This is a genomic window from Arthrobacter sp. Hor0625, from assembly GCF_052567525.1.
Genome location: NZ_CP199586.1, coordinates 806,757 through 833,345 on the forward strand (window position 1 = coordinate 806,757; position 26,589 = coordinate 833,345).

18 protein-coding genes, 2 tRNA genes and 1 pseudogene are annotated in these 26,589 nt (G+C 69.7%); 14 read left to right on the top strand and 7 right to left on the bottom strand.

Features of this window, described 5'->3' with window-relative positions:
* Positions 1–123: 123 nt before the first annotated feature.
* Positions 124–1,107 (bottom strand): NAD(P)H-quinone oxidoreductase, encoded by a 984-nt coding sequence (locus tag ACTWLI_RS03565; protein ID WP_445155314.1) that lies wholly within the window; start codon positions 1,105–1,107, stop codon positions 124–126.
* A gap of 160 nt (positions 1,108–1,267) precedes the next feature.
* On the opposite strand from ACTWLI_RS03565, the gene ACTWLI_RS03570 reads away from it, so the two are divergent.
* Positions 1,268–1,355 (top strand) — tRNA-Ser (locus ACTWLI_RS03570).
* A gap of 91 nt (positions 1,356–1,446) precedes the next feature.
* On the opposite strand, the gene ACTWLI_RS03575 is transcribed toward ACTWLI_RS03570, so the two are convergent.
* A complete protein-coding gene (locus tag ACTWLI_RS03575) occupies positions 1,447–2,202 on the bottom strand; it encodes a ZIP family metal transporter (RefSeq protein ID WP_445155315.1) in 756 nt (251 codons plus the stop codon).
* 111 nt (positions 2,203–2,313) lie between these two features.
* On the opposite strand from ACTWLI_RS03575, the gene ACTWLI_RS03580 reads away from it, so the two are divergent.
* Genes ACTWLI_RS03580 through ACTWLI_RS03590 form a run of 3 tightly spaced genes read left to right on the top strand, consistent with a single transcriptional unit; the run spans position 2,314 to position 3,688 of the window.
* Positions 2,314–2,817 (top strand): TspO/MBR family protein, encoded by a 504-nt coding sequence (locus ACTWLI_RS03580; RefSeq protein WP_445155316.1) that lies wholly within the window; start codon positions 2,314–2,316, stop codon positions 2,815–2,817.
* 9 nt (positions 2,818–2,826) lie between these two features.
* Positions 2,827–3,276, top strand: coding sequence for a helix-turn-helix transcriptional regulator (locus ACTWLI_RS03585; RefSeq protein ID WP_445155317.1), 450 nt, complete (start codon positions 2,827–2,829; stop codon positions 3,274–3,276).
* Positions 3,277–3,286: 10 nt separating this feature from the next.
* Positions 3,287–3,688 (top strand): VOC family protein, encoded by a 402-nt coding sequence (locus tag ACTWLI_RS03590; RefSeq protein ID WP_445155318.1) that lies wholly within the window; start codon positions 3,287–3,289, stop codon positions 3,686–3,688.
* Between the two features lie 20 nt (positions 3,689–3,708).
* Here ACTWLI_RS03590 and ACTWLI_RS03595 read toward each other — a convergent pair.
* Positions 3,709–3,834 (bottom strand): annotated as a pseudogene (locus tag ACTWLI_RS03595) (helix-turn-helix transcriptional regulator); the annotation flags it as partial.
* A 365-nt stretch (positions 3,835–4,199) separates the two neighbouring features.
* Here ACTWLI_RS03595 and ACTWLI_RS03600 point away from each other — a divergent pair.
* The 3 genes from ACTWLI_RS03600 to ACTWLI_RS03610 all read left to right on the top strand — a co-directional run bounded on the left by ACTWLI_RS03600 (position 4,200) and on the right by ACTWLI_RS03610 (position 10,661).
* Positions 4,200–8,732, top strand: a complete 4,533-nt coding sequence (locus ACTWLI_RS03600; protein WP_445155319.1) for an ExeM/NucH family extracellular endonuclease — start codon at positions 4,200–4,202, stop codon at positions 8,730–8,732.
* Between the two features lie 271 nt (positions 8,733–9,003).
* Positions 9,004–10,446: a glycosyltransferase family 2 protein gene (locus ACTWLI_RS03605; RefSeq protein WP_445155320.1), complete on the top strand. Its 1,443-nt coding sequence runs from the start codon at positions 9,004–9,006 to the stop codon at positions 10,444–10,446.
* Complete coding sequence (locus ACTWLI_RS03610; RefSeq protein WP_445155321.1) at positions 10,443–10,661, top strand: hypothetical protein; 219 nt, start codon at positions 10,443–10,445, stop codon at positions 10,659–10,661. Before ACTWLI_RS03605 ends, ACTWLI_RS03610 begins: the two co-directional genes overlap by 4 nt.
* On the opposite strand, the gene ACTWLI_RS03615 is transcribed toward ACTWLI_RS03610, so the two are convergent.
* Positions 10,658–12,721, bottom strand: a complete 2,064-nt coding sequence (locus tag ACTWLI_RS03615; RefSeq protein WP_445155322.1) for an FAD/NAD(P)-binding protein — start codon at positions 12,719–12,721, stop codon at positions 10,658–10,660. The two genes, ACTWLI_RS03610 and ACTWLI_RS03615, sit on opposite strands and share 4 nt — an antisense overlap.
* 74 nt (positions 12,722–12,795) lie before the next feature.
* Here ACTWLI_RS03615 and ACTWLI_RS03620 point away from each other — a divergent pair, with 74 nt between their 5' ends.
* From ACTWLI_RS03620 to ACTWLI_RS03630, 3 genes are all read left to right on the top strand, one after another.
* Positions 12,796–15,051: a prolyl oligopeptidase family serine peptidase gene (locus ACTWLI_RS03620; RefSeq protein WP_445155323.1), complete on the top strand. Its 2,256-nt coding sequence runs from the start codon at positions 12,796–12,798 to the stop codon at positions 15,049–15,051.
* 81 nt (positions 15,052–15,132) lie between these two features.
* Positions 15,133–15,220: transfer RNA gene (locus ACTWLI_RS03625), tRNA-Ser, on the top strand.
* Between the two features lie 125 nt (positions 15,221–15,345).
* The gene (locus tag ACTWLI_RS03630) at positions 15,346–16,983 is read left to right on the top strand and encodes a phytoene desaturase family protein (protein ID WP_445155324.1); all 1,638 of its coding nucleotides are present in this window, start codon (positions 15,346–15,348) and stop codon (positions 16,981–16,983) included.
* Between the two features lie 8 nt (positions 16,984–16,991).
* Here ACTWLI_RS03630 and ACTWLI_RS03635 read toward each other — a convergent pair whose 3' ends face one another.
* Complete coding sequence (locus tag ACTWLI_RS03635; RefSeq protein WP_445155325.1) at positions 16,992–19,175, bottom strand: RecQ family ATP-dependent DNA helicase; 2,184 nt, start codon at positions 19,173–19,175, stop codon at positions 16,992–16,994.
* Between the two features lie 123 nt (positions 19,176–19,298).
* On the opposite strand from ACTWLI_RS03635, the gene ACTWLI_RS03640 reads away from it, so the two are divergent.
* The 4 genes from ACTWLI_RS03640 (at position 19,299) to ACTWLI_RS03655 (ending at position 23,002) form a co-directional block, all read left to right on the top strand.
* The gene (locus ACTWLI_RS03640; protein ID WP_445155326.1) at positions 19,299–20,717 is read left to right on the top strand and encodes a phosphomannomutase/phosphoglucomutase; all 1,419 of its coding nucleotides are present in this window, start codon (positions 19,299–19,301) and stop codon (positions 20,715–20,717) included.
* Positions 20,718–20,722: 5 nt separating this feature from the next.
* Complete coding sequence (locus ACTWLI_RS03645) at positions 20,723–21,229, top strand: hypothetical protein (protein ID WP_445155327.1); 507 nt, start codon at positions 20,723–20,725, stop codon at positions 21,227–21,229.
* Positions 21,230–21,242: 13 nt separating this feature from the next.
* Positions 21,243–21,692 carry an RrF2 family transcriptional regulator gene (locus ACTWLI_RS03650; protein WP_445155328.1) on the top strand — a complete coding sequence of 150 codons (450 nt, stop codon included), beginning with the start codon at positions 21,243–21,245 and terminating at the stop codon, positions 21,690–21,692.
* 149 nt (positions 21,693–21,841) lie between these two features.
* Entirely contained in the window at positions 21,842–23,002 is a 1,161-nt protein-coding gene (locus ACTWLI_RS03655) for a globin domain-containing protein (protein WP_445155329.1), read from the top strand.
* Positions 23,003–23,118: 116 nt separating this feature from the next.
* Here the strand turns inward: ACTWLI_RS03655 and ACTWLI_RS03660 are convergent, their stop codons facing one another.
* Positions 23,119–24,498 carry an FAD-binding oxidoreductase gene (locus tag ACTWLI_RS03660; RefSeq protein ID WP_445155330.1) on the bottom strand — a complete coding sequence of 460 codons (1,380 nt, stop codon included), beginning with the start codon at positions 24,496–24,498 and terminating at the stop codon, positions 23,119–23,121.
* Positions 24,499–24,731: 233 nt separating this feature from the next.
* Positions 24,732–26,564 (bottom strand): phosphoenolpyruvate carboxykinase (GTP), encoded by a 1,833-nt coding sequence (locus ACTWLI_RS03665; protein WP_445155331.1) that lies wholly within the window; start codon positions 26,562–26,564, stop codon positions 24,732–24,734.
* Positions 26,565–26,589: the final 25 nt, after the last annotated feature.

The following is a 26,589-nucleotide window of genomic DNA, read 5'->3' on the forward strand; positions in this document are numbered from 1 at the left end:
ACCGCGCATGGAATTACACTATCGTCCTTTTGGTCCGCCGGGCCCCGACATATGCCTGCGACGGAATGCGGTGCGTCACACTGGCCGCCGGGCAGTGCGGCAGCGGCGTCCGGCCGGCGCGGGTCAGGTGACCAGGAGGACCTTGCCGACGTGTTCGCCGGAATCGAAATAGCGGTGCGCGGCCTGGACCTCGCCCAGTGGGAACGTCTTGGCGACCAGCGGCCGGATCCGCCCGTCCGCCAGCATCGGCCACACCGCGTCGCGGACGGCGTTCATGATGACTGTCTTCTCCTCGACCGGGCGCGGCCGCAGGGAGGTCGCGATGATCGCCGCGCGCTTGGTCAGCAGCTGCCCCAGGTCCAGTTCGCCCTTGGTGCCGCCCTGCAGGCCGATCACCACCAGGCGCCCGTAGTCAGCCAGGGCATCCACGTTCTGCCCCAGGTATTTCGCGCCCACGACGTCAAGAATCACATCCGCCCCCTTGCCGCCGTTCTGGGCGCGCAGGCTCTCCGGGAAATCCTCCTCGGTATAGTTGATCCCGATGTCGGCGCCGAGGAACGCAGTGGCAGTGCCGACCTTCTCGGCGGTCCCCGCCGTCGCGGCCACCCGGGCCCCGAGCGCCTTCGCCAGCTGAATGGCCATGGTGCCGATGCCGCCGGTGGCGCCGTGGATGAGCACGGTTTCCCCCGCCTGCAGCTGGGCCGTCATGACCAGGTTCGAGTAAACCGTGGCGGCGACTTCCGGCAGCGCGGCAGCGGTGACCAGATCCACGCCGTCGGGGATCCGCAGCACCTGCCCGGCCGGAACCGCCACCTGCTCGGCGTAGCCGCCGCCGGCGAGCAGCGCCACCACTTTGTCGCCCACGGAGAAGGGCTTGGTGACGCCGGGGCCGAATCCGGCGATCCGCCCCGAGACCTCAAGGCCCGGAATATCGGACGCGCCGGGCGGCGGCGGATAGAACCCCCTGCGCTGCTGGACGTCCGCGCGGTTGAGTCCGGCGGCGACGACGTCGATCAGCACCTCGCCCTCGCCGGGCACGGGAGCGGGGACCTCGCGGAGCTCCAGGACCTCCGGACCGCCGGGCTCTGAGATGTAGACAGCCTTCATGGAGAACTCCCGTTTCCTTGCTCATGTAGTGCGGGGCAGGCCCGGACAGACCGCGGCGCCGGCACCGCCCCCAATCCAGAATAGGTGGCCGGATCAGCCCGGTGCGCCAGCGCCGCTGCTTTTTGTCGCTCATGACGGGCTATGGAACACTACTGGGTAGGGAAGGTTGTCCGAGCGGCCGATGGAGCTGGTCTTGAAAACCAGTGTGCGGTAACCCCGTACCAAGAGTTCGAATCTCTTACCTTCCGCGTCGGCCACGGTTTCCGTGGCCTGAGGGGCTGTTGAGCCGGACCTGAGGGGTCGGCGCGGCAGCCCCTTTTCGCATCCGTGCCCGGCTGCCTAGGCTCCTGCCTGGCTAATAGTGAAGGCGGCCAGGAATCCGACAGCGGCAATCAGGCCGGTGAGGTTGTGGTGCTCCTCGAAGGCCTCGGGGATCATGGTGTCGGCCAGCATGGCCAGGATGGCGCCCGCGGCGGTGGCCGTGATGAAGGCCACCAACTCGGCCGGTGCGTTCTGCATTGTCGCGTAGCCGATCAGCGAGGCCAGGCCGGACACCAGGGCGATTCCGCCCCAGACCCCGAACACGTAGCCCGCGCTGCGCCCGGACTTCTTCATGCCCGCCGTGCTGGAGAGCCCTTCGGGGACGTTGGAGATGAACACTGCGGCCAGCATTGCCGGACTCACCGCGCCGCCGGTGACCAGGCCCAGTCCGAGGACAACAGATTCGGGGATCCCGTCGAGCAGGGCGCCGACGGCTATGGCCGTTCCGCTGCCGGGCTTGGCCTGCTCGGTGGGTTGCTTTCCGCCCGACCGCTTCCGGTGCTTGGCCCCGCGGCGGGCGAGCAAGGCATTGGCCGCAACATAGATCAGTGCCCCGCCCAGAAATCCGGCCGCCGTTGGCCACAGGCCGCCGCCGTCCGCTGCCTCCCCCACCAGGTCGAAGGCGAGCGCGGAGATCAGCACGCCGGCGCCGAAGGACATGACCGAGGAGACAATCTTGGGCGGGATCTGCCACTTCCAGGACAGGGCTGAGCCGAGCACCAGCGCGCCGCCGGCGACCGTGCCCCACAGCAGTGCTTGGAACCACATCGGCATTTTTGTTGAACCCTTCTGTTGCCTCAAGCAACGCTACACCCGGAGAGTCTTGACGCGGCCCGGCCGGGTCGGTTACCTCTGGGGCATGGCAAACGGGACCGGGAAACGGTGATGAAACTCTCGACAGTGGCCTGGACGGCCGCCGCCACGGCGGGCGCGGCAGCAGCGGGAGGCGCCGCGACGGATCCGGAGAGCCGCTGGTACCGGGCGCTGCGGAAACCGGACTGGCAGCCGCCGCCGGTCGCGTTCCCGGTGGTGTGGACGGCCCTGTATACGGATCTGGCGGTGGCTTCCGCCGTCGCCCTTGACCAGAACGACGGCGACACCGTGGCGGACCGGCGGCGGGAAGTCCGCGCGTATCGCGGCGCCCTCGCCGCGAACCTGGTGCTGAACGCCTCGTGGAGCTGGTTCTTCTGGCGCTCCCGCCGGCCGTGGCTGGCCGCCGCCGAGGCCGCCGTGTTGACGGTCAGCAGCGCGGATCTGGTCCGGCGGACCTACCGGCTCCGCCGCGGCGCCGGCGTCGCGCTGGCGCCGTACGCCCTCTGGTGCGGCTTCGCCACCGTCCTGTCCACCGCGATCGCCCGGCTCAATCCGGCCGGGCCGAATCAGCGCTAAACTGCCGGCATGACGCCGCAGGAACTGGCCGACCTGGCACACCTGCGCCGCGCGCGGGACCTGATCGACCGCGACTTTGCCCGGCCGCTCGATGTGCCGGCCATGGCCGCCCGCGCGCTGATGTCCCCGGCGCACTTCTCCCGCCGGTTCAAGGCCGCCTACGGCGAGACACCGTACAACTACCTGATGACACGGCGGATCGAGCGGGCGATGGCGTTGCTGCGCGCCGGCGCCAGCGTTACCTACGCCTGCATGGAGGTGGGCTGCACGTCGCTGGGCTCCTTCAGTTCACGGTTCACCGAGGTCGTCGGCATGTCTCCCAGCGCGTACCGGGAGCGCGAGCACGGGGCGGTCAAGGCCATGCCCTCATGCGTGGCGCGGCAGCACACCCGCCCTCCACGCAACCCGCCACGGAATTCGAGCAGGATCGAAGAAGCACCGCCCCTGCCGCCCTCGTAGCGTGGACGTCATGAACATTTCACTGCAATACGCCCAGATCACCGTCAACGACCTGGACGAGTCCCTGCCCTTTTATCGCGACGTGCTCGGCCTCGAGGTGCGCAACGACGTCGGTTCCGACGGCCACCGCTGGGTCACCCTTGGCAGTGCAGCCCAGCCCGACCTGGAGATCGTTCTTTCGCCCCCGCACGCCGGCCGCTCGCAGGAAGACGGCGACGCGCTCCAGCGACTGCTCACCAAAGGGGTCCTGCCCGTGATTGTGTTCCGCACGGACGATCTCGACGCCACCTTCGAAGCCGTCCGGGCCGCCGGCGCCGAAGTGCTGCAGGAGCCCATCGACCAGCCGTGGGGACCGCGAGACTGCGCCTTCCGCGACCCGTCCGGCAACATGATCCGCTTCAACCAGGCCTGACCGGAAGGCAGCGCGGGATCGTAGCGGCCCGTTTCCAGGGCGTTCACGGTCTGCCGGGAAACACCGAGCCGATCCGCGAGCGCACCCTGGGTCCAGCCCCGCCCTCCCGCAGCGACCTCAGATGGTTGTTCACCGTCGACCCGCAACCGCTCCGGGACCGACGGTGGGGAGATCCTGCGGAAAAACTGCTGGAAAAATTGGCCGCCAACCGCTTACGGCGCCGCTACCGGCAGGTAGTCTCGTGACAGCTCGGGCAGGGGGACATCGGGCCGGGCGCCCGCACGATCCCGCACCCCCACTGCCGCGGGCACCGTCGGGTCAACTGCCGGCTGTGGGGCGTTCCGCTGGGGGCCGTCTCGCCGAATGCACATGCAATCCACCCTGTGTTCATTCACCCCTGTTTTGCTGTGCCGGAATCTGCTTGACCAGGAGCAGACCGGCCGGTCCGCGGCCCTCAACCCGGACATCGCACCCAGCCCTTACCCGGGCACCCTAATGAGAGTTAGAGCGGATGAAATTCACACCTTGGAAAACAGCGCTGGGCACAGCCCTGTCCGCAGGGCTAATTGCCCCGCTGACGGCCCTGCCCGCCGCCGCCCTGGAGGCCACCCCGGTGGCCGCCGGAACGTCGCCGGTCATCATCAACGAGGCGTACCTTAGCGGCGGCAGCGCCGGCGCGGCCTACAAGAACAAGTTCGTCGAGCTGCACAACACCTCGGACGCCGCGGTTTCCCTGGACGGCTGGTCACTCCAGTACCGCTCCGCCACCGGGACCGCCGCACCGAACAACACGGCGGCCCTCACGGGGACCATCCCCGCCGGCGGGTATTACCTGCTTAAGGGCGGCAGCAACGGCGCCGTCGGCGCCGACCTTCCCGCCGCCGACGCGACCGCCGCCGGTTTCAATCCGGCAGGCGGAGGCGGAACGATCGTCCTCGCCCGGCAGGCCACCACGCTGCAGTCGCTGGGCACCGGATCCGTCGTCGAAACCGCCGGCGTCGCCGACCTGATCGGCTACGGGAGCTCCAACACCTTCGAGACCCAGGCGGCGACGGCGCCGTCGGGCAACACGGACGTCAAGAGCCTGAACCGCAGCGGCGGCGCGGACAGCAACAATAACGCCGCCGACTTCACGCTGAACGCGGCCATCACGCCCAAGGCGGCCAACGGGGAAGCCACCCCGGTGGACCCGGGCCCGGTCACTCCCCCGGTTTCCAAGAGCATCGCCGAGATCCAGGGCACCGGTGCGGCCAGCCCGCTCGCCGGCTCCGCGGTCACCACCCGGGGCAAGGTCACTGCCGCCTTCCCGACCGGCGGCTTCGCCGGGTTCTACCTCCAGACGCCCGGAACCGGCGGCGAACTGACGCCGGCCAACCACACCGCGTCGGACGCCATCTTCGTCTACGCCCCGGCCGCCGTCGCATCCGTGCAGATCGGCGACTACGTCCAGGTCACCGGTGATGTGGCCGAGTACTACGGCATGACCCAGATCAACGCCGCCAGCGTGACCCAGCTGACCGAGGCTGCCCCGGAGGTCAAGGCCACCGGCTTCACCCTTCCGGCCGACGAAGCCTTCCGCGAATCCCTGGAAGCCATGCTTCTGGCACCGCAGGGGCCCGTCACCGTCGCGGACAACTACTCCCTCAACCAGTACGGCGAAATCGGCCTGGCCGGCGGCACCACCCCGCTGGAGCAGCCCACCGCCGTCGCCCCCTACGGCTCCGCCGAGTACACCGGCACCGTCGCGGCCAACGCCGCGCGCGGCATCAAGCTCGACGACGGCGCCAGCACCAACTTCCTCAAGGACGCCGCCACCAAGGCGCAAACCCTGCCCTACCTGACCACCACGGACCACGTCCGGGTCGGCTCGCCGGTAACCTTCAAGACCAACGTGGTGCTCAGCTACGCCAACAGCTCGTGGAAGTTCCAGCCGCTGTCGCAGTTGACGGCCGAGAACGCGGACACGGTGCAGCCGGCAAGCTTCGGCGGCACCCGTGCGCAGGCCCCGGCCGCCGTCGGCGGAAGCCTCAAGCTCGCCTCGTTCAACGTGCTCAACTACTTCCCGACCACCGGGGACCAGGTTCCCGGGTGCACGTTTTACACCGACCGTGCGGGCAACCCGATCACGGTCAAGGGCGGCTGCGACGTCCGCGGCGCGGCCAACGCCGAGAACTTCAAGCGCCAGCAGGACAAGATCGTTGCCGCCATCAGCAAGTCCGGAGCCGACGTCGTCACCCTCATGGAGGTGGAGAACTCGGCCCAGTTCGGCAAGAACCGGGACGACGCCCTCGCCAAGCTGGTTGACGCCCTGAACATCGCCACGCCCGGCATCTGGGACTACGTGCGGACGCCCGCCAACGCACCCCCGCTGACTGACGAGGACATGATCCGCACCGCCTTCATCTACAAGAAGGCGGCAGCCGAACCTGTGGGCGAATCCATCATCCACAACGACACGGTTGCCTTTGCCAGTGCCCGCAAACCGCTGGGCCAGGTTTTCAAGCCCGTCGGCGCCGCCGATGACCAGAAGTTCATCGCGATCGCCAACCACTTCAAGTCCAAGGGCTCCGCCGCGACGCCGGAGGACACCGACAAGGGCCAGGGCAACTCGAACCTCGCCCGCACCGCCCAGGCTCAATCGCTGCTCGGCTTCGCCGACGAACTGCAGAAATCCAAGGGCACCAACAAGGTCTTCCTGATCGGCGACTTCAACTCCTACGCCAAGGAGGATCCGATCAACGTCCTCACGGCCGCCGGGTACGTCAACCAGGACGAGAAGGCCAAAAACGCCGACGGCTCCGCCAAGCACTCCTACCTCTACGGGGGCCTGGTCGGCTCCCTGGACCACATCCTCGCTTCGCCGGCCGCCAACGCCGTCGTCACCGGCGCGGACATCTGGAACATCAACTCGGTGGAATCCGTGGCGCTGGAGTACAGCCGCTACAACAGCAACGTCACCGACTACTACGCGGCGGACCAGTTCCGGGCCAGCGACCACGATCCTGTCGTGGTCGGGCTTGACCTGAAAGCCGGCACCACCGTCCCGGCCAGCGTTGACCTGAACTTCCTGGGCATCAACGACTTCCACGGCCGCATCGACTCGAACACTGTCCTGTTCGCCGGCACCATCGAGAAGCTCCGTGCCGCGGCGGCGCCCGGAGCCACGGCGTTCCTTTCCGCCGGGGACAACATCGGCGCCTCGCTGTTCGCCTCGGCCGTGGCCAAGGACCAGCCGACCATCGACGTGTTGAACGCCTTGGAACTGCGCACCTCGGCCGTGGGCAACCACGAGTTCGACGGCGGCTGGGCCGACCTGCGTGACCGGGTCATCGCCGGCGGGGCCAACGCCAAGTTCCCCTACCTGGGCGCCAACGTCTACACGAAGGGCACCACCGAGCCGGTTCTGCCGGAGTACACCGTGCTGGACATGAACGGCATCAAGGTCGCCGTGATCGGCACCGTCACGCAGGAAGTGCCGTCGCTCGTCACCCCGGCCGGTGTCGCGGACCTCGAGTTCGGGGATCCGGTCGATGCCATCAACCGGGTCGCCGCGAAGATCAAGGCGGGCAAGCTCGCCGACGTGATCATCGTCGAGAACCACGACGGCGCCGGATCCGGTGCCCCCGAAGGCGCCACCCTGGAGCAGGAAGTCGCCGCCGGCGGCCTCTTCGCCAAAATGGTCCAGGACGTCACCCCGGATGTGGCCGCGATCTTCAACGGCCACACCCACAAGCAGTACGCGTGGGACGCCCCGGTCCTGGATGCTTCCGGGCAGCCGACCGGCAAGACCCGTCCGATCGTGCAGACCGGCAACTACGGCGAGTACATTGGCCAGATCCAGCTGACCATCGACACCAAGACCATGGCTGTCACCGGCTACAAGGCGGGCAACGTCAAGCGGACCACGGAGCCGGCAGCCGACCTCGTCGCCGCGTACCCGCGGGTTGCCGCGGTGAAGGCGATCGTGGACAAGGCTGTTGCCGACGCCGCCGTGATCGGCAGCCAGCCGGTGGGCAAGGTCACCGCGGACATCACGACGGCGTTCGCCGGCACCCCCGCCGTGCGCGATGACCGCTCGAGCGAGTCCACCCTGGGCAACCTCGTGGCCGACTCCCTCGTGGACGCCCTGAAGGCGCCGGAACTCGGCGGCGCCGAGATCGGCGTCGCGAACCCCGGCGGGCTGCGCAACGAGCTGTACTACGCCCCCGACGGGACCATCACCTACGCCGAGGCCAACGCGGTCCTGCCGTTTGTGAACAACCTGTGGACCACCTCGCTCACGGGCGCCCAGTTCAAGACGCTGCTGGAACAGCAGTGGCAGACCAACCCGGACGGTACGGTTCCCAGCCGCGCCTACCAGCAGCTGGGCCTGTCCAAGAACGTGAACTACACCTACGATGCGGCGCGCGCCGCCGGAGACCGGGTCACCTCGATCCGGATCAATGGTGCACTGATCGACCCGGCGAAGTCCTACCGGATCGGCACGTTCAGCTTCCTGGCTACCGGGGGCGACAACTTCCGGGTCTTCACCTCCGGCACCGGCACCAAGGACTCCGGGCTCGTGGACCGCGACGCATGGATCAAGTACCTGCAGGCCCACAACCCCGTGTCGCCGGACTTCGCGCGGCGATCCGTGGCCGTAGTGAACACCACCGCAGCCGAGGTCAAGGGCGGGGAGGCCATCACCCTGGCGGTTTCCAAGCTGGACCTGACCTCGCTGGGCAGCCCGGCGAACACCTCGCTGCGGGCCGAGTTCACCGACGCGGCCGGGACCGTCACCGCCCTCGGGTCGGTACCGGTCACCGCCGGTGCGGCGACGGTGGACGTCAAGGTGCCCGCCGGCGCGGCAGCCGGCACCGGCACCCTGGTGCTCACCGCCGTCGAATCCGGAACCCGTGTGGCCACCGACGTGACGGTGGCGGCCAGTGTCCCGGTTCCGCCCAAGTGCACCGCACCGGTCAAGCCGAAGCGGCCTGCGGACCTTGTGGGGCAGATGAACTACGGCCAGGCCATGGCCGCCTACCGCAAGTGCCTGAAGGGCTGATCCGCCAGCCCTCCTACGAGTGAGCACGCCCCGTCCCTGCCCGGGCCGGTGGACATAGAACCTTATGTCCACCGGCCCGCGCCGGGGGCGCGGCATGCTCATTTGTCGTGCCGCGTAGGAACGGACCTGCCCATTCGTCGCTCCCCGCGGAAACGGACTTGCCCGGTCGTCGCTCCCCGCAGACGGACCTGCCCGTTTTCCGGCGGAGGACCCTGTGTCACACGGGGAACTTGTGGCAGCCGTGACTGCTGTGGCGCGATAGAATTTGCCGGTGCGCAGGGGCAAATTCAACCGGGCGGTCGGCATCGTCATCGCCTTGACGGCAAGCGGTGCGGCGGCGCTGCTGTGGTTCGCCGTGGCCGCGGGCGGACCGGAGCTAAGCCAGTCCCCCGCCCAGGGCCTCCTGCTTGGATTCTGGAACATCCTCTACAACACCGACGCCCCGGCCCCGCGCGTGCTCCTGGCCGCTGTCGCCCTGGCGCTGCTGCTGGCCGCCGGCGTCGCTGCGGTGGACCGCAGGATCGCCAACCGTTCCCGCCGCTCCCTGGACCCACTCACCCGCCCGCTGGCCCCGCGGGTGGTGATGTCCGAGACCCGCGGCGTCTTCGCCGGCCCGGTCACTGTCACGGTCCTGATTCCGGCCCACAATGAGGAGGCGTCGCTGCCAGGCACCATCGCCTCATTGCTGGAGCAGTCCCGGCGCCCGGACCGGGTCATTGTCGTAGCGGACAACTGCACGGACTCCACCGTCGCACTCGCCCGCCAAGCCGGCGTCGAGGTGGTCGAGTCGGTGGCGAACACCCAGAAGAAGGCCGGCGCGCTCAACCAGGTGCTGGACCAGCTGCTGCCGGGCCTGGGCGATAACGACGTCGTCATGGTCATGGACGCGGACACCATGCTCGACGACGGCTTCCTCGCCGTCGCCGTCGACCGCTTCACGCAAGACCGCGCCCTGATGGCAGTGGGCGGCCTGTTCTACGGTGAAGAGGGCCACGGCCTGATCGGGCAGTTCCAGCGCAACGAGTACCTCCGCTACAGCCGCGAGATCGGCCGGCGGCGCGGGCGGGTCTTCGTGCTGACCGGCACCGCCTCGATGTTTCGGTCCAGGGCCCTGCGCACCGTGGCGCAGAGCCGGGGCGCCTCGATTCCGGGAACCCCGGGCGACGTCTACGACACCGCGGCCCTCACCGAAGACAACGAACTGACAATCGCGCTGAAGTCCCTGGGCGGGCTGATGATCTCGCCCGCCCAGTGCACCGTCGTCACAGAACTGATGCCCGGCTGGCGCATGCTCTGGGCGCAGCGGCTGCGCTGGCAGCGCGGCGCCCTGGAAAACATCGGCGCCTACGGCGTCACGCCGCAGACCATGCGGTACTGGGCGCAGCAGTTCGGCATCGGCTACGGCGTGATCGCGCTCGGCTCCTACCTGCTGCTGATCTTCCTCATGGTCTTCGCCCTGGACACCTGGATCTGGTTCCCGTTCTGGCTGGGCCTGGGCGCCCTGTTCATGGTCGAACGCGTCGCCACGGTCTGGCAGGGCGGCTGGCGTGCCCGGCTCCTGGCCGTCACGCTGTTCCCGGAACTGTTCTTCGACATGTTCCTCAATGTGGTCTACCTCAAGGGCGTCGCCGACATCTCGCTGGGCCGGACGGCCAGCTGGAAACACCTCACGCCCGCCCGGCCGCGGGAGTTCCAGGCGGCGGAGCGCCCGTGACCGCGGCCCTGATCCCCGCCGGGCTCCTCTTCCCGGAATCCTTGCTGCACTCGCAGTGGTTCGCCGTCCTGGCCACCTTCGTGGCGATCAACACCGTCATGTACGCCGCCCTGGCGCTGGCCAAGATTCTTCCCAAGCTGCACCCGACGGAGTGGATCCGGACCCGCAACGAGCGCTCCGAGACGCGCAGCATCCACCCGGACGCCGCGGACTAGGACAGGTCCCGGCCGAGGATGCCGCGGGCGATCTCGTCGGCGTCGCGCAGCGTGCGCTGGCCGCTGCGGTAGGCGGGTCCCTGCTGCTGCCGGGCCTCCGCGGCGATGGCCGTACCCCACTGCGCCGCGGACAGCTGCAGTCCCAGCACGTAGACGCCCTCGGTGACCGCTCCGTTCGCCCCTACCGGGCGGTAAGGGTGCGGCACCACGTCCAGGCCGGAGCTCTGCACCGGCATCCCCTCGGCGCTCATCATCAAGCGCGGGCGCACCAGGCCGTCGGCCAGGAGCTGTTCCAGCAACGGCGACGCGTTGACCGCCACCCGGTTCGCCGGGGCGAGGGCCTCAATCATCGCCGTCGCCTCCACACGGTCCGGGCCGTCAACGGCTGCGCCGGATCCGCCGGAGCCCGGGGCATGCGGGCCGCCCACCCAGGGCGACGCGGCGGTAAACGCCCCGGCCTTCCGGTCGACGCCGAATTTCGGGTCGGGCCCGACGAAACTGACCACACCGGCCCGGGCGAGCGCCGCCAGCTGCTCGGCCCGCAGGGCGGGGGGCCCGCTGGCCAGCCCCTCCACGAACGACTCGAACCAGCCGCGCAGCCCGGCGACCCACGATTCGTCGGTGATACCGCCGTCAGCGACAACCGTCTTGAGTACCGCCCGGCCATGGTGCAGGGCGCCGATGGCCATCTTGACCGGATCCTGCTCACCGAGCGCGGAGCGCCGGGCGTCATCGAGCAGGTACTCGACGACGGCGGCGTCCAGCTCCGCCCGGGACGCAAAGGTGCGGCCAGCCAGCGGCGCGGCGAGCCCCAGCAGATCGAGCCGGTGGGCCTGGCCGACGTGAGCATCGATAACGGCCCCGGCAGCTTCCTCCCACTTCGCCGTGGAGTGCGCGTGCGGCTGCAATGCTTCCGCCAGCGCTGCCAGGAAGACCTCCGGGCCGGTCCCGACGGCGCCGGGCTGCGAGCGCGCCAGGGTGGAGTAATACGCCCACAGGACGTCCCGGTGCAGCAGCGGCCAGAGGTCGTGGTCGAAGCCGGGGACGATGCCGGCCGCCGCGAACTTCGCGAGCGCTTCCTCGGTGCAGTAGCGCAGCGAAACCGACGACGGGTAGTAACCGGCCAGGGCGGCCTTGGCCCGGTACGGGGTCCCGCGGCGCGAGGCGGCGATGATCTTCGGCTCGCGGCCGGAGGGCTGGTAGGCCAGGCCGCCGTCCGGGGCGGGCAGGAACTTGCCGCCGCGCCCCTCGGTGAGCTGGCCCATGACGTCAAAGAAGTTTAGGCCCATGCCGCGCACCAGGACCGGCTGCACGGCGGGGATCACGGACCAGTCGACGTCGGCGGGGACCGCGGGCGGCAGGTATTTCAGCCCCAGCTCCTCGGCCGCGGCCTGGAGTTCGCGCTGCTCCGGGCTGAGCCGGGACTCCAGGTGCCCCAGCGCCAGCACTACGGAATCGACGCTGAGCACGGTTCCGTCGTCCAGGGCGACATCGAACCGGGCGCCCCCGCCGGCCTGCCCGTCCGCGGGCACATGCACGTCGTCGGGCACCGGGCCGGTTTCGGGAACCGGGTCCTGCGCCGTCGGCCGGACCGACACCGCGGCGCTGCGGTGGAACTCCACGGTGACACCGGCGGGAAGCCTGCGGATCAGTTCCTTGAGCGTGCACCGCAGGTAGCGGCCATACAGGGCACGGCTGGGAAAGTCGGCAGAGGTCAGCCCGGCGAGCTCCTCCCGGTCCCCGGCGGAGAGCTCCGGGTCCGGTTCCGTCTGCTGCCGTTGCCGCCACTGGTCGAAGGTGCCGCCGGCCAGCGGCGTTGCCAGCTCCGGCTCCTGGGGCACGACGGTGGGGTAAAACGACTGGGTGTTCATTAGATAGAGCCGCGACTGCCCGGGCTGCCAGACGTGGCCCGGGCCCGCCGGGTAGGGGTCGACGACGTCGATGTGCAGCGACGCGCCCGCCGCGGCCGGTGTCCAGTTCGCAAGCAGCCGTTCCAGCACGCTGGTGCCCCGAGGCCCGGCGCCGATCAGTGCCGTCCGGATGCTCTGCGATATTCCCACGGCATCCAGCGTATCGGCATCCGGGCCGGCGGCTTGACTTGCCTGCGCGGCGCCGCTGTTGCTTGGATGGGCCAATGAGCACCTCTGCAGCTGAACATTCCACCGCGTCCGGCGAGTCCTCAGGGGACGTTTCCGCTACCGCACCCGAACCCGTCGACGAGAACATCTGGCTGGAGGACATCTACGGCGAGGAGCAACTGGCTTGGGTCCGGGAGCAGAACGCCCGCACCGAGGAACTGTTCGAGGACGCCGACTACGGCGAGCTTGAAAACCGGATCCTGGAGGTGCTGGACTCCACCGACCGGATCGCCATGGTGGGCAAGCACGGCCGCTGGTACTACAACTTCTGGAAAGACCGCGAGAACCCCAAGGGACTGTGGCGCCGGACCGACTGGGAGAGCTACCGCGCCGGGGCGCCCGCCTGGGAGGTGCTGCTGGACGTCGATGCCCTTGCCGCGGACGAAGGCGAGGAATGGGTCTTCCACGGCGCGAATTTCCTCCGTCCGGCGCCCGGTGAGCCGCACCGCCGCGCCCTCCTGGCGCTGTCCCCCGACGGCGGCGACGCGAACCGCTACCGGGAGTTCGACGTCGAGACCCGCAGCTTCGTCGACCCGGCCGCGGGCGGCTTCGACCTGCCGACGGCCAAGGGCAACGTCTCGTGGCTCGACGCCGACACCCTGCTGGTGGCGACGACGGCCGCGGACCTGCCGCGCACCAGTTCCTCCTACGCGCGGACCGGCGTGCGGCTGCGCCGCGCCGAAACCCTGGACGCCGCGGAGCGGCTCTTCGAGATCCCCGAGGAGCACATGATGGCCCTGCTGCTCCACGACCCGACCCCCGGCTTCGAGCGGACCTTCGCGGTGGACTGGATCAGCTTCTTCGAAAAGCGCACCTCGGTGCTGCGGGACGGCTCGTGGGTCGAACTTGAGGTGCCCGCCGACGTCAACCTCAGCTCCCACCGCGAGTGGCTGCTGTTCCGCCCGCAGGGCGAGTGGACCGTGGAGGGGACCACCTACCCGGCCGGTTCCCTGCTGGCGGCGGACTTCGAGGATTTCCTGGCCGGCGGCCGGGACCTGTCCGTTCTCTTTACCCCCGACGAACACACCTCGCTGCAGTCCTGGAGCTGGACCCGGGACTTCCTGCTGCTGAACCTGTTGCGGGACGTGTCCTCGGAGATCCGGGTGCTGGATCCGCAACGGCCGGGCACCGACGCGGCCTGGGCGTCCAGCACGCTGGACGCCTGCCCGCCGCTGCACGACGTGACCGCTTACGCCGTCAGCGACGAGGACGATCTCGATGACGATGAGGCCGGCGGCACGGAGGAGGCCGGCGGCACCGCCGGGAACGACTTCTGGCTCGTCGCCACCGGGTTCACCACCCCGAGCACGCTGACGCGCGGCACCCTGGTCCGCGCCGGCGTGGACGGCGTTACCAGCACGCACGAGGTGGTCCGGACCGCGCCGTCGTTCTTCGACGACGACGCCTACGAGGTCCAGCAGCACTTCGCCGTGTCCAAGGACGGCACCCGGGTGCCGTACTTCCAGATCGCCGCCCGGGACCTCGTCCTGGACGGACAGAACCCCACCCAGCTCTCGGGCTACGGCGGCTTCGAGATCTCCCGCACCCCCGCTTACAGCGGCGCGGTCGGCCGGGCCTGGCTGGAACGCCGCACGGAGGAATCCGCGGCGGCCGAAGGCGATGCACCGCACAGCCGCGGCGGCGTCTACGTGGTGGCGAACATCCGCGGTGGCGGCGAGTACGGGCCGTCCTGGCACCGCGCCGCCCTGCAGGACAAGCGGCACCGGGCCTATGAGGACTTCGCCGCGGTCGCGCAGGACCTGATCTCCCGCGGGGTGACGTCCCGGCAGCGGCTGGGGTGCGTCGGCGGCTCCAACGGCGGGCTGCTGGTGGGGAACATGCTCACCCAGTACCCGGAGCTCTTCGGCGCCGTCTCCTGCGGGGTGCCGCTGCTGGATATGCGCCGGTACAGCAAGCTCTCCGCGGGGTATTCCTGGATCGCCGAGTACGGCGACCCCGATGTCGCCGAGCAGTGGGAGTTCATCCGGACCTTCTCGCCGTACCACCTGCTCCGCGACGGCGTGGAGTACCCGGAGACCTTCATCTGGACCGCCACCTCGGATGACCGGGTCGGTCCGGTGCAGGCCCGCAAGATGGCCGCCCGCATGCAGGCCATGGGCATCCCCAACGTCTGGTTCCACGAGGCGCTGGAGGGCGGCCATGCCGGCGCCTCGGACAACCGCCAGGCCGCGGCGCTGCAGAGCCGGAGCCAGCATTTCCTCTGGCGTGCGCTGGCCGGCCGGACCGCCTGACCCCGGCGCCGGGCGGCGCGTCGACCGTTTTGCACTGCATGGCCGGTTCTGCGTATCCTTGGTTGGCTAGTAATAGCAATTGGAGACGTGCCAGAGCGGCCGAATGGGCTTCACTGCTAATGAAGTGTGGGGCACAACTCCACCGGGGGTTCAAATCCCCCCGTCTCCGCGTTTGGCCCCGGTCCTGGACCGGGGCCTTTTGCGTACCCGGGTCGGACTCTCCCTCACCTCCGGGCCGAACCCGCCCGACGCTCCCTCACCTCCGGGCGGGTTCTCGGATGGCAGGATAGGCGCATGTCGACCAACCACGCGTTTGACGCGATCATCCTGGGCGGGGGCCACAATGGGCTCGCCGCCGCAGCGTACCTGTCCCGGGCCGGGCGGAAGGTCCTGCTCCTGGAGAAGCTCGACCGGCCCGGCGGCGCGGCGGTCTCCGCCGAGGCATTCGACGGCGTCGGGGCCCGGCTTTCGCGCTATTCCTACCTGGTCAGCCTGCTGCCGCGGCAGATCATCGACGACCTCGGCCTGCACATCACCCTGGCCCGGCGGCGGTATTCCTCCTACACCCCTGACCCTGCGGACCCGGGCCGCGGCCTGCTGATCGACAACGACGACGACGCGGCCACGGCGGCGTCGTTCACCGCGCTCGGGGCTCCGGAGGGCGAATTCCGCGCCTTCACCGACTTTTATGCCGGCTGCGGCAAACTCACCCGCGCGCTCTGGCCCACCATGACCGCCCCGCTGCCGACCCGCTCCGAGGCGAAACGGCTGGCGGCCCTGGCCGGAGCCGGCGACGCGTGGGAAGCCATGGTGGAACGGCCGGTCGGAGAGGCGATCACCCGGGCGCTGGACCACGACCTGGTCCGCGGCGTCGTGCTCACCGACGCCCTGATCGGCACCTTCGCCCGGGCGGCCGACACCGATCTGCAGCAGAACATCTGCTTCCTCTACCACCTGATCGGCGGCGGCACCGGCGACTGGGATGTGCCCGTGGGCGGGATGGGTGCGGTGTCCGGGGAACTGGAACGCGCCGCACGGGAGGCCGGGGCGGTCATCCTCACCTCGGCTGAAGCCACGTCCGTCCGGGCCGGCGGCGTCGTGGAGTACCGGCACGACGGCGCCGACCACACGGTCTCCGCCCCCTGGGTGCTGGCCAACGTGGCACCGGTTGTCCTGGACCGCCTGCGCACCGCCGGTGAGGCCGGGACCGGCGCCGCCCGGACCGGGTCACCGCACGGGACGCAGAACCCGAACCATCTCCGTGAAGGCGCCCAGGTCAAGGTCAACCTGCTACTCAAACGGCTGCCGCGGCTGCTGGACGATACGGTCAGTCCGGAGGCGGCCTTCGGCGGCACGTTCCATATCAACGAGACCTGGTCCCAACTGGACGCCGCCTACCTTGGCGCCGCGGCCGGCGAGGTTCCCGACCCGCTCCCCTGCGAGATCTACTGCCATTCGCTGACGGACCCCAGCATCCTCTCCCCCGAACTCCAGGACTCAGGTGCGCAGACCCTGACGGTGTTCGGCCTGCACGTCCCGGACCGGCTCGTCACGGCCGCCAACAATGACGCGCGTCGTGCCGAACTGCAGGCCGCCGTGCTGCGGTCACTGAACAGCGTCCTCGCCGAACCGGTGGAGGACCTCCTGCTGACGGGCCCGGACGGACGGCCCTGCATCGAAACCAAGACCACGCTGGACATCGAACGGGCCGTCGGGATGCCTCGCGGCAATATCTTCCACGGCGGACTGGACTGGCCCTTCGCGGAGGACGACACCCCGCTGGACACCCCCGCCCGGCGCTGGGGCGTCGCGACCGACGACCCGCAGCTCCTGCTCTGCGGATCCGGTGCCCGCCGCGGCGGCGCGGTCAGCGCCATCGGCGGTCACAACGCCGCCATGGCCGTCCTGGAAGCAGAGGACTCAGGCCGCTAGCGTTGGGCCTAGCCGGCCTGGCCGAGTACGAGCGGCAGCACAGCCCCGGCGCCCGCGAGCCGGAGCGCCCGGCCGGCCACCGTGACGGTCCAGCGGCTGTCCGCCAGGTCGTCCACCAGCATCACGCTCTGGCCCTGGATGCCCGCCAGGGCCGCCTCGAGCTCCGGCCCGACCACGAGGCGGTCCCAGACGCCCGCGAGCCGGTAGGCGCTGTTGCCGCCGCGGCCGCCCGTCGGTCCGCCATGGGCGAGTTCCAATTGGCCGAGGTACGGGATCCGGCCGATCCCTGAAATCCCCTGCGCCAGCGTCTGCACCAGCTCGGGCTTGCTCCGGGACGGGACGCTCACGATGGCCGCCGGGCGCCCCGCGCCGCTCCAGCCCGGGTTGCGCGCGTCACCGCTGCCCCACTCGCGCAGGACCTGGACGCACGCTTGCAGCATGGCCTGGTCCACGGCGCGGTCGGGGGCGCCGGCGGCGAAGATCTCCCGCAGGGCTCCGCCCCAGCCCAGGTCCGTCATCCGGGCCAGGACCCGGCCGTTGGTGACGCTTTCCTCCGCTTTGATCTTGCCCTTCACCGGCACGCCCAGCCGGTCCATGCCGCTGGGCCACTGCAGCCGCGGTTCCAGCACCATGCCGGCCCTGTTCAGGGTCTCCCCCGCCGCTTGCGTGGCGTCCGCTGCGATGTCGGCCGGGAACCACTGGCCGGCGCAGTTGTCGCAGCGCCCGCAGGGGCTGGCGGTCTCGTCGTCGAGCACCGAAGTGATGTACTCCATCCGGCAGCCGGCGGTGTCCTGGTAGATCACCATGGAGTCCTGCTCGTCCACCCGCGCCTCGGCGATCCGCCGGTACCGCTCGGCGTCGTAGGTCCAGGGGCGTCCGGTGGAGCGCCACCCGCCGCCGACCCGCTCGACTGCCCCGTCCACGGCGAGCACCTTGAGCAGCAGTTCCAGCGGCGTCCGGCGCAGGTCCACCCGGGCCTCGAGCGCCACGGTGGACACGGCCGTGCCTGCCTCGGCGAGGGCGGTCAGGACCGCAGCCGCCTTTTCCTCGGAGGGCATGGAGGCGGTGGCGAAGTACTGCCAGATGTCCCGGTCCTCGGCACCGGGCAGGAGCAGCACGTCGGCGTTCGCCGCGCCGCGGCCCGCACGGCCGACCTGCTGGTAGTAGGCCACCGGGGACGACGGCGCACCCAGGTGGACCACAAAGCCCAGGTCCGGCTTGTCGAAGCCCATGCCGAGGGCGGACGTGGCCACGAGCGCCTTGACCTGGTTGTCCTTGAGCAGCTGCTCGGCGCGTTCCCGGTCCGCGGGGTCGGTGCGTCCGGTGTAAGCGAGCACCTCGTGGCCGGCTTCGGCCAGCAGCCGGGCGGTGTCTTCCGCGGCGGACACGGTCAGGGTGTAGATGATGCCGCTGCCCGGGAGGTCACGCAAATGGGTCAGCAGCCAGCCCAGCCGCTGCCGGGAATCAGGCAGCCGCAGCACGCCAAGGCGCAGGGATTCCCGGCCCAGTGCGCCACGGATCGTCAGGACCCCCTCACCGAGCTGCTCCTCGATGTCGTGGACCACCCGGGAGTTGGCAGTCGCGGTGGTGGCCAGTACGGGCACGCTGTCCGGCAGCTGCGTGATGAGGTCCGCGATCCGCCGGTAGTCGGGGCGGAAGTCGTGGCCCCAATCGGAGATGCAGTGGGCTTCATCGATCACCAGCAGGCCGGTGCGGCGGACCAGTTCGGGCAGCTGGTTCTCACGGAAGGAGGGGTTCGTCAGACGTTCGGGAGAGACCAGGAGCACGTCGACCTCGTCGGCGGCGAGCTGTGCGCGGACGGTGTCCCAGTCCAGCTGGTTGGCGGAGTTGATGGCCACCGCGCGGACCCCGGCGCGGGCGGCGGCGGCCACCTGGTCGCGCATCAGTGCCAGCAGCGGGGACACGATCAGCGTCGGCCCGGCGCCGCGGCGGCGGAGCAGCAGGGATGCGACGAAGTACACGGCGGACTTCCCCCAGCCGGTGCGCTGGACCACGAGGGCGCGCCGGCCGCCGTCGACCAACGCCTCGATCGCCTCAAACTGGCCGTCGTGGAACTCCGCTTCCGGATGCCCCACCAATTCCCGCAAAACGGCGCGGGCCTGGTCACGGGTTCCGCCGCCGGCGGCGGAACCGGGGGCGGGAAGGACTGCAGCGTTCTGGTTATTGGCCATTGATTCAGTATCCCAGCCCGGTCCGACAGCCACGAAGCGGGCCGGCGCGTATGTGGAGAAGGCCTGTCCACATACGTCCGCGGCCCGGCAGGGCCGTGGCCGGTTCCACGTAAGATAGGAGCCGTGACTAGCGAACAGACGAAGACCTTTGACCTTTCGGCGTCCTTCAAGGCGTACGACGTGCGCGGCATTGTGGGCGAATCCATCACCACCGAAATCGTCGAGGCCGTCGGGGCCGCGTTCGTGGACGTCCTGGACCTGGCCGGAGAGACCGTCCTGGTCGGCGGCGACATGCGCCCCTCCTCGCCGGAGTTCAGCCGGGCCTTCGCCAACGGTGCGGCCACCCGCGGCGCCAACGTCCAGCTGCTCGACCTCATCTCCACCGACGAGCTCTACTACGCCTGCGGATCGCTGAACGCGGCCGGCGCCACCTTCACCGCCAGCCACAACCCGGCCGAATACAACGGCATCAAGATGGCCAAGGCCGGCGCGGTGCCGATCTCCTCCGAGACCGGCCTCAAAGAGATCCAGGCCGCCGCCGAGGCTTACCTCAACGCCGGCACCATCCCCGGCGACGTTCCCCGCGGCCTGATCAGTGTCCGCGATGTGCTCAGGGACTACGCCGAATACCTGCGCAGTCTCGTGGACCTCAGCGGCTCCCGCCCGCTGAAGGTCGTCGTGGACGCCGGCAACGGCATGGCCGGCATGACCACCCCTGCGGTGCTTGGCGACACGCTGCTGACCAAGCTCCCGCTGGAGATCATCCCGCTCTACTTCGAGCTCGACGGCTCGTTCCCGAACCACCCGGCCAACCCGCTGGAGCCGGAAAACCTGCGCGACCTGCAGGCCGCCGTCATCGCGCACGGCGCCGACGTCGGTCTCGCCTTCGACGGCGACGCGGACCGCTGCTTCGTGATCGATGAAAAGGGCCAGCCGGTCTCCCCGTCCGCCGTGACGGGCATGGTGGCCCGGCGCGAAATCGCCCGCGCCAAGGCCAACGGCGAGGACACCCCGACGATCATCCACAACCTCCTGACGTCCCGGGCGGTGCCTGAACTCGTCGCCAGCGAAGGCGGCCGGGCGTTCCGCACCCGCGTGGGACACTCCTTCATCAAGGCCGTCATGGCCGCCGAGGGGGCCATCTTCGGCGGAGAGCACTCCGCGCACTTCTACTTCCGCGACTTCTGGAACGCCGACACCGGCATGCTGGCGGCCATGCACGTCCTGGCCGCGCTGGGCGAGCAGGACGGCCCGCTGTCCGAACTGGGCCGCGAATACGAGCCCTACCGGTCCTCCGGCGAGATCAACTCGGAAATCGAGGACAAGGCCGCCGCCGTGGAACGGGTCCGGGTGGACTTCCACACCGAGGACGTCGAGGTCGACTACCTGGACGGCAGCACCTTCATCGCCGCGGACGGAAGCTACTGGTTCAACCTGCGCCCCTCCAACACCGAACCCTTCCTGCGGCTCAACGTCGAAGCGGTCGACCAGGACACCATGGAACGCGTCCGCGACCGGGTCCTGGCCCTGGTCCGGAGCTGAACGCCGTGACTGATCCCGAGGCCTCCAACGCTGCCCTGCAACCGGCGGACCCCGCCGAGGATTCCTGGCGCGGTTCCGTGCCGGACGCCAGCGCGACCGACCTGGAGAACCTGCTCGGCACCGGAGTCGGGGCGGCGCAGGAACAGCTCGAGCGCAACGGCGGCTTCCTGCCTTTCGCCCTGGTAGTGGAGAACGACGGCGAGGTCCGCCTCGTCGCCGTCACCCCGGCCGACGCTGCCGGCGGCACCGACGCCGACTTCGACGCGGACGGCATGATCGCGGACCTGACCGAATTGCTCCGCCAGCACCGGGACGAGTTCCGCGCCGCCGCGATCGTCTGCGACATCACCCTGCTGGAAGAGGATTCCGACGCCATCCACGTGGCCGCCGAACACCGGGACGGCTCCGTTTTCGCCGCCGTCCTGCCCTACGGCGGGAATCCGGAAACAAACGCGCTGGAATTCGGCGAGCTCTCCGCCGACACCAACGAACCCACCGTCTGGGTGGACTAGACAAGCCGCCCCGATGAAGATCAACGCCTTCGCGGACGTGAGCCTGCGCGCCATGATGGTGCTCGCAGCCGCGCCCGACGGCGAATTGCTCACCACCCAGAGCATCGCGGACGCGGTCGGCACGCCTTACAACCACGTCAGCAAGGCGATGGCCAGGCTGCGCGAACTCGGCCTGATCGACGTCGAGCGCGGCCGGCTGGGCGGGGCCCGGCTCAGCGCCGCGGGGCGCGTCGCCACCGTCGGCCAGCTGCTGCGCCAACTGGACACCAGGACCGACCCGGCCGACTGCGTCGGCTCCGCAGGTACCTGCCCACTGATCGCCGAGTGCCGGCTGCGCGGAGCCCTGGCCCGCGCCCGTGAGGCGTTCTACCGGGAACTGGATGGGCTCGTGGTCGCGTCCCTGCCCACCGAACGGCAGATGGCTCCCGTTTTCCAGACCATCGGCCTGCGCCCGGAGCTCTAGGCAAGGCCGCGCCACGCCCGGGCGTCACGCCGATTTGCAACCAATTTCTACGACCTGTAGAACTGAGGCATAAATACTCGTATTTTAAATACAAGTATTTCGGAATCGGTCCGGTTGAAGACCCCGGGCCACTATCTCAGGAGTCAGCAATGCTCTCGGACAAGTCCTTCCCCGTCATCGAGGCCACCCTGCCGCTGGTCGGTTCCCGGATCGCCGACATCACGCCCAAGTTTTATGCCCGCCTCTTCGGCGCGCACCCCGAACTGCTCGACGGTCTCTTCAGCCGTTCCAACCAGCGCTCCGGAAACCAGCAGCAGGCCCTGGCCGGAAGCATCGCCGCCTTCGCCAGCCACCTTGTGAGCAACCCCGGCACCCTCCCGGAGACCGTGCTGTCGCGCATCGCCCACCGCCACGCGTCCCTCGGCATCACCGAACCCCAGTACCAGGTGGTCTACGAGCACCTCTTCGCCGCCATCGCCGAAGACCTCGCGGACGTCATCACCCCCGAAATCGCCGAGGCCTGGACCGAGGTCTACTGGCTGATGGCCGACGCCCTGATCAAATTGGAAAAGGGCCTCTACGCCAACCAGGCGAACGACAAGATGTGGACCCCGTGGCGGGTCGCCGCCAAGGCCCCCGCCGGCACCGGCTCCATGACCTTCACCCTGGAACCGGCGGACGACACCCCGGTCACCGCCGCCCTTCCGGGCCAGTACGTCAGCGTCAAGGTGACCCTGCCGGAGGGCCTGCGGCAGGTCCGCCAGTACTCGCTCTCCGGCGACGCCGGCACCAGCCGCAGCTTCACCACCAAGCTCGACGACGGCGGCGAGGTCTCCCCCGTCCTGCACAAGCACGTCGAAGTCGGCGACATCCTCGAGATCTCCAACCCCTACGGCGAGATCACGCTGAAGGAGGACGACGGCCCCGTGGTCCTCGCTTCGGCCGGCATCGGCTGCACACCGTCCGCCTCAATCCTGCGCTCCCTCGCCGAGTCAGGCTCGGACCGCCAGGTGCTGGTGCTGCACGCCGAAAGCACCCTGGACAGCTGGGCGCTGCGCTCCCAGATGACCGACGACGTCGAACGCCTCGACGGCGCCGAACTGCAGCTCTGGCTGGAACGCCCGGAGGCCGGCGCCCGGGAGGGCTTCATGTCGCTGCGCGACGTGGACCTGCCGGCGAACGCCTCGCTGTACCTGTGCGGGCCGCTGCCGTTCATGAAGAACATCCGCAACGAGGCCATCAACGCCGGCATCCCCGCCACCAAGATCCACTACGAGGTCTTCGGCCCGGACATCTGGCTCGCCAACTGAGCAGCCCCTCGCCAGTAACAGACGACGGCGGTCCGCACCTTCGGCGCGAAGGAGGCGGGCGGCCGTCGTCGTTCTCCGGGCCGGAACGCACCCGGCGTCCCGGCGCCTGCCGCGGGTCAGGCCGGGACGCCGGTAATGGCGTGCCCGAACCGCAGGACGTTGGCGGGGTCGTAGCTGGCCTTCGCCGCCCGCATCCGCTCGTAGACCGCCGGTGACCAGGCGCGGGCCCGGTCGGCCTCGTCACCGGGTTGGCCATGGAAATTGACCAGCGTGTAGCCGGTGGAGTGCGGGGCCATGGCAGCCAGGATGGTGCGGATGGACGCCTGGACCGCCTCTGCGATGGGCGGCATCTTGAAGCCCAGCAGGAAAAGCAGGAACGCCGCATCCCGCCCCGAGACGGCGTTCGGCAACGCCCCGGCCCGGGCCAGCGCCCCGCCGAGCGGCCTGATCTCCACCAGCAGCAGCGGACAATCCGTACCCTCGCCGGCGAGGGCGAGCAGGTCCGCCACGGTTTCCTCGTTCAGGTCCGTCAGGAGCGCCCCGGCGTCGGCGAACGGGAGGGGATCCGCCGGGTCCATGTGGATCTGGTCGACATCCAGATAGTCCATCGGTCCGGCCGTGTCCATCAGCGGGGTCGACACGGCGCGCATCGGCGCCAGGAGACGGTCACCCTCCTCACGCCCGGCCGCCGCGGCGAAGCGCAGATGGACCACGAACTGGCCGCGCAGCGGTGCGGGGACAAACTCCATGTCCGGCAGCCGCAGCAAGGAGATGGAGGGCGACGCGTCCTCCGGCAGCGTGGGCAGCCACTGCCGGAACGCGGCCAGGATGACGGCAGCATCGGCGCCGGGGTAGATGATCCCGCCGCCGTAAAACTCCCCCAGCGGGAACAGGGAGAATTCCAGCTCCGTGACGATCCCGAAATTGCCCTTGCCCCCGAGCATCAGGGCGAACAGTTCCGCTTCGGCCTCGGCGTTAATCCGCCGCAGCGCGCCGTCGGCCGTGACTACCTCCATGCTGCGCACATGGTCGGCGGCAAACCCGTGCGCCCGGCCCAGGACGGGCAGGCCGCCGCCGACCGTGTAGCCGACCACGCCGACGTCGGTGCTGGACCCGTGCAGCCCGACGAGGCCATGCGGCACGCTGGCCTCCAGGACGCTGCGCCACTTGACGCCCGCGCCCACCCGCGCGGTCCGCGCGGCCGGGTCGACCTGCAGCGCCTGGAGCCGCCGCGTGCTGATCAGCAGGCCGCCCTCCACTACCGAGTCGGCTCCGTGCCCGGTGGCCTGCACGGCAACCGGCAGCCCGCATGCCGCCGCCCACCGCACGCCTGCCGCAACGTCCTGGGCATCCTCGGCCCCCAGTACGACGTCGGGCCGGTGCACGGTCGCGGCGTTGAAGGCGAACGTCTCGGCAGCGTAATCCTCGCTGTCCGGCGTCAACACGGGGCCGCGGACGGTACTCGAAAGGGCCTGGATGTCCTCGGGTGCAAGCATGCTGGGCTCCTGGGGTCTCGCCCGCCGCGGCAGACGGAGGGCGCGGCGCCCGGCCCGGGACGACGCCGTCCCGCACACGGGGCTGCCGGCCCGGCTGGTGGATGGCTTGAGCCTAGGGCCCGGCCCGGCTTCGGGGTAGGGACCTTAGCCCCGGCAGCCGCTTCCCGGCGGAAAACACCGCGGCCCCGCACCTTTGCCAAGGTGCGGGGCCGCCGTCGTCGGTTCAGCGCCGGTTAGTGCGCGGACATGCGCTCCTTGAGCGAATCCAGTTCCGCGCGCAGCGCCTCGGGCAGCGAGTCACCGAACCGCGCGTACCACTCCTCGATGGAGGCAAGCTCGGCGTCCCACTCGGCGCGGTCCACGCGGACCGCGTCTTCCACGTGCGCGTGGGTCAGGTCCAGGCCGGTGAGGTCCAGCGATGCGCCGGTCGGCACGAAACCGATGGGCGTCTCGACGGCGTCGGCCTTGCCCTCAATGCGCTCGATGGCCCACTTGAGAACCCGGGCGTTGTCGCCGAAGCCGGGCCAGGCGAAGCCGCCGTCGGCCGTGCGGCGGAACCAGTTCACCAGGAAGATGTGCGGCAGCCGCTCCGGGTTGGCCTTGCCGGAGACGCTGATCCAGTGCTTCAGGTAGTCGCCGGCGTCGTAGCCGATGAAGGGCAGCATGGCCATCGGGTCGCGGCGCAGCCGGCCCACCTGTCCGGCGGCGGCGGCGGTCGTCTCCGAGGACAGCGTGGAGCCCATGAAGATGCCGTTGGTCCAGCTGCGCGCCTGGGTCACCAGGGGAACCGTGGTCTTGCGGCGGCCGCCGAAGAGGATGGCCGAGACTTCCACGCCTTCGGGGCTGTAGTACTCCTCCGCCAGCATGTCGACCTGCGAGATCGGGGTGCAGAAGCGGGAGTTCGGGTGCGCGGCGGGCTGGTCCGACTCGGGCGTCCAGTCGTTGCCCTGCCAGTCGATCAGGTGGGCCGGAACCTCGTCGGTCATGCCCTCCCACCAGACGCCGCCGTCGTCGGTGAGGGCGACGTTGGTGAAGATGCTGTGGCCCTTGGCGATGGCGCGCATGGCGTTCGGGTTGGTGCCCCAGCCGGTGCCGGGGGCGACGCCGAAGAGACCGGCCTCCGGGTTGGTGGCGCGCAGCTCGCCCTCCTTGCCGATCCGCATCCAGGTGATGTCGTCGCCGAGGGTCTCCACTTCCCAGCCCTCGATGGTCGGATCCAGCAGGGCGAGGTTGGTCTTGCCGCAGGCGGACGGGAACGCGGCGGAGACGTAGTAGTTCTTCTTTTCCGGCGAGGTCAGCTTGAGGATGAGCATGTGCTCGGCCAGCCAGCCCTCGTCCCGAGCCATCACCGAGGCGATGCGCAGCGCGTAGCACTTCTTGCCCAGCAGGGCGTTGCCGCCGTAGCCCGAGCCGTAGGACCAGATGGAGCGCTCCTCCGGGAAGTGCACGATCCACTTTTCCGGGTTGCACGGCCAGGCGACGTCGGCCTGGCCGGCTTCCAGCGGCGCTCCCAGGGAGTGCAGGGCCGGCACGAAGAAGGCGTTGGTCTCGGTGATTTTGTCCAGGACCTTGGTCCCGATCGAGGCCATGATGCGCATGGAGGCGACGACGTACGCGCTGTCGGTGATCTCCACGCCGAACTTGGGATCCTCCGCGTCGAGGTGGCCCATGACGAACGGAATGACGTACATGGTGCGGCCGCGCATGGATCCGCTGAACAGGCCGCGCAGCTTCTCCTTCATTTCGGCCGGGTCCATCCAGTTGTTGGTGAACCCTGCGTCGCGTTCGTTCTCGGAGCAGATGAAGGTCTGCTCCTCGACCCGGGCAACGTCGGCCGGATCGGAGAAGGCCGCGAAGGAATTCGGGAACAGTTCGGGGTTGAGCCGGGTGAGGGTTCCGGCAGCGACGAGTTCGTCCGTCAGGCGGGTGTTCTCCTCTTCGGACCCGTCAACCCAGTGGATGCGGTCCGGCTGGGTCAGTTCAGCTACCTCCTCAACCCACGCCAGCAGGCCAGCATGAGTGGTGGGTGCTTTCTCAAGCAGCGGCAGTCGCGCCAGATCGCCCATTACGGTTCCCTTCTTCGGGTTCAGT

Excerpts from the sequence above, each read along its gene's own strand:
- ACTWLI_RS03650 (WP_445155328.1), top strand. The coding sequence starts at position 21,243 with ATGAAGATCAACGCCTTCGCGGACGTGAGCCTGCGCGCCATGATGGTG.
- ACTWLI_RS03585 (WP_445155317.1), top strand. The coding sequence starts at position 2,827 with ATGACGCCGCAGGAACTGGCCGACCTGGCACACCTGCGCCGCGCGCGG.
- ACTWLI_RS03575 (WP_445155315.1), bottom strand. The coding sequence starts at position 2,202 with ATGCCGATGTGGTTCCAAGCACTGCTGTGGGGCACGGTCGCCGGCGGC.
- ACTWLI_RS03635 (WP_445155325.1), bottom strand. The coding sequence starts at position 19,175 with ATGGCCAATAACCAGAACGCTGCAGTCCTTCCCGCCCCCGGTTCCGCC.
- ACTWLI_RS03580 (WP_445155316.1), top strand. The coding sequence starts at position 2,314 with ATGAAACTCTCGACAGTGGCCTGGACGGCCGCCGCCACGGCGGGCGCG.
- ACTWLI_RS03590 (WP_445155318.1), top strand. The coding sequence starts at position 3,287 with ATGAACATTTCACTGCAATACGCCCAGATCACCGTCAACGACCTGGAC.
- ACTWLI_RS03565 (WP_445155314.1), bottom strand. The coding sequence starts at position 1,107 with ATGAAGGCTGTCTACATCTCAGAGCCCGGCGGTCCGGAGGTCCTGGAG.
- ACTWLI_RS03655 (WP_445155329.1), top strand. The coding sequence starts at position 21,842 with ATGCTCTCGGACAAGTCCTTCCCCGTCATCGAGGCCACCCTGCCGCTG.
- ACTWLI_RS03600 (WP_445155319.1), top strand. The coding sequence starts at position 4,200 with ATGAAATTCACACCTTGGAAAACAGCGCTGGGCACAGCCCTGTCCGCA.
- ACTWLI_RS03665 (WP_445155331.1), bottom strand. The coding sequence starts at position 26,564 with ATGGGCGATCTGGCGCGACTGCCGCTGCTTGAGAAAGCACCCACCACT.
- ACTWLI_RS03620 (WP_445155323.1), top strand. The coding sequence starts at position 12,796 with ATGAGCACCTCTGCAGCTGAACATTCCACCGCGTCCGGCGAGTCCTCA.
- ACTWLI_RS03630 (WP_445155324.1), top strand. The coding sequence starts at position 15,346 with ATGTCGACCAACCACGCGTTTGACGCGATCATCCTGGGCGGGGGCCAC.
- ACTWLI_RS03660 (WP_445155330.1), bottom strand. The coding sequence starts at position 24,498 with ATGCTTGCACCCGAGGACATCCAGGCCCTTTCGAGTACCGTCCGCGGC.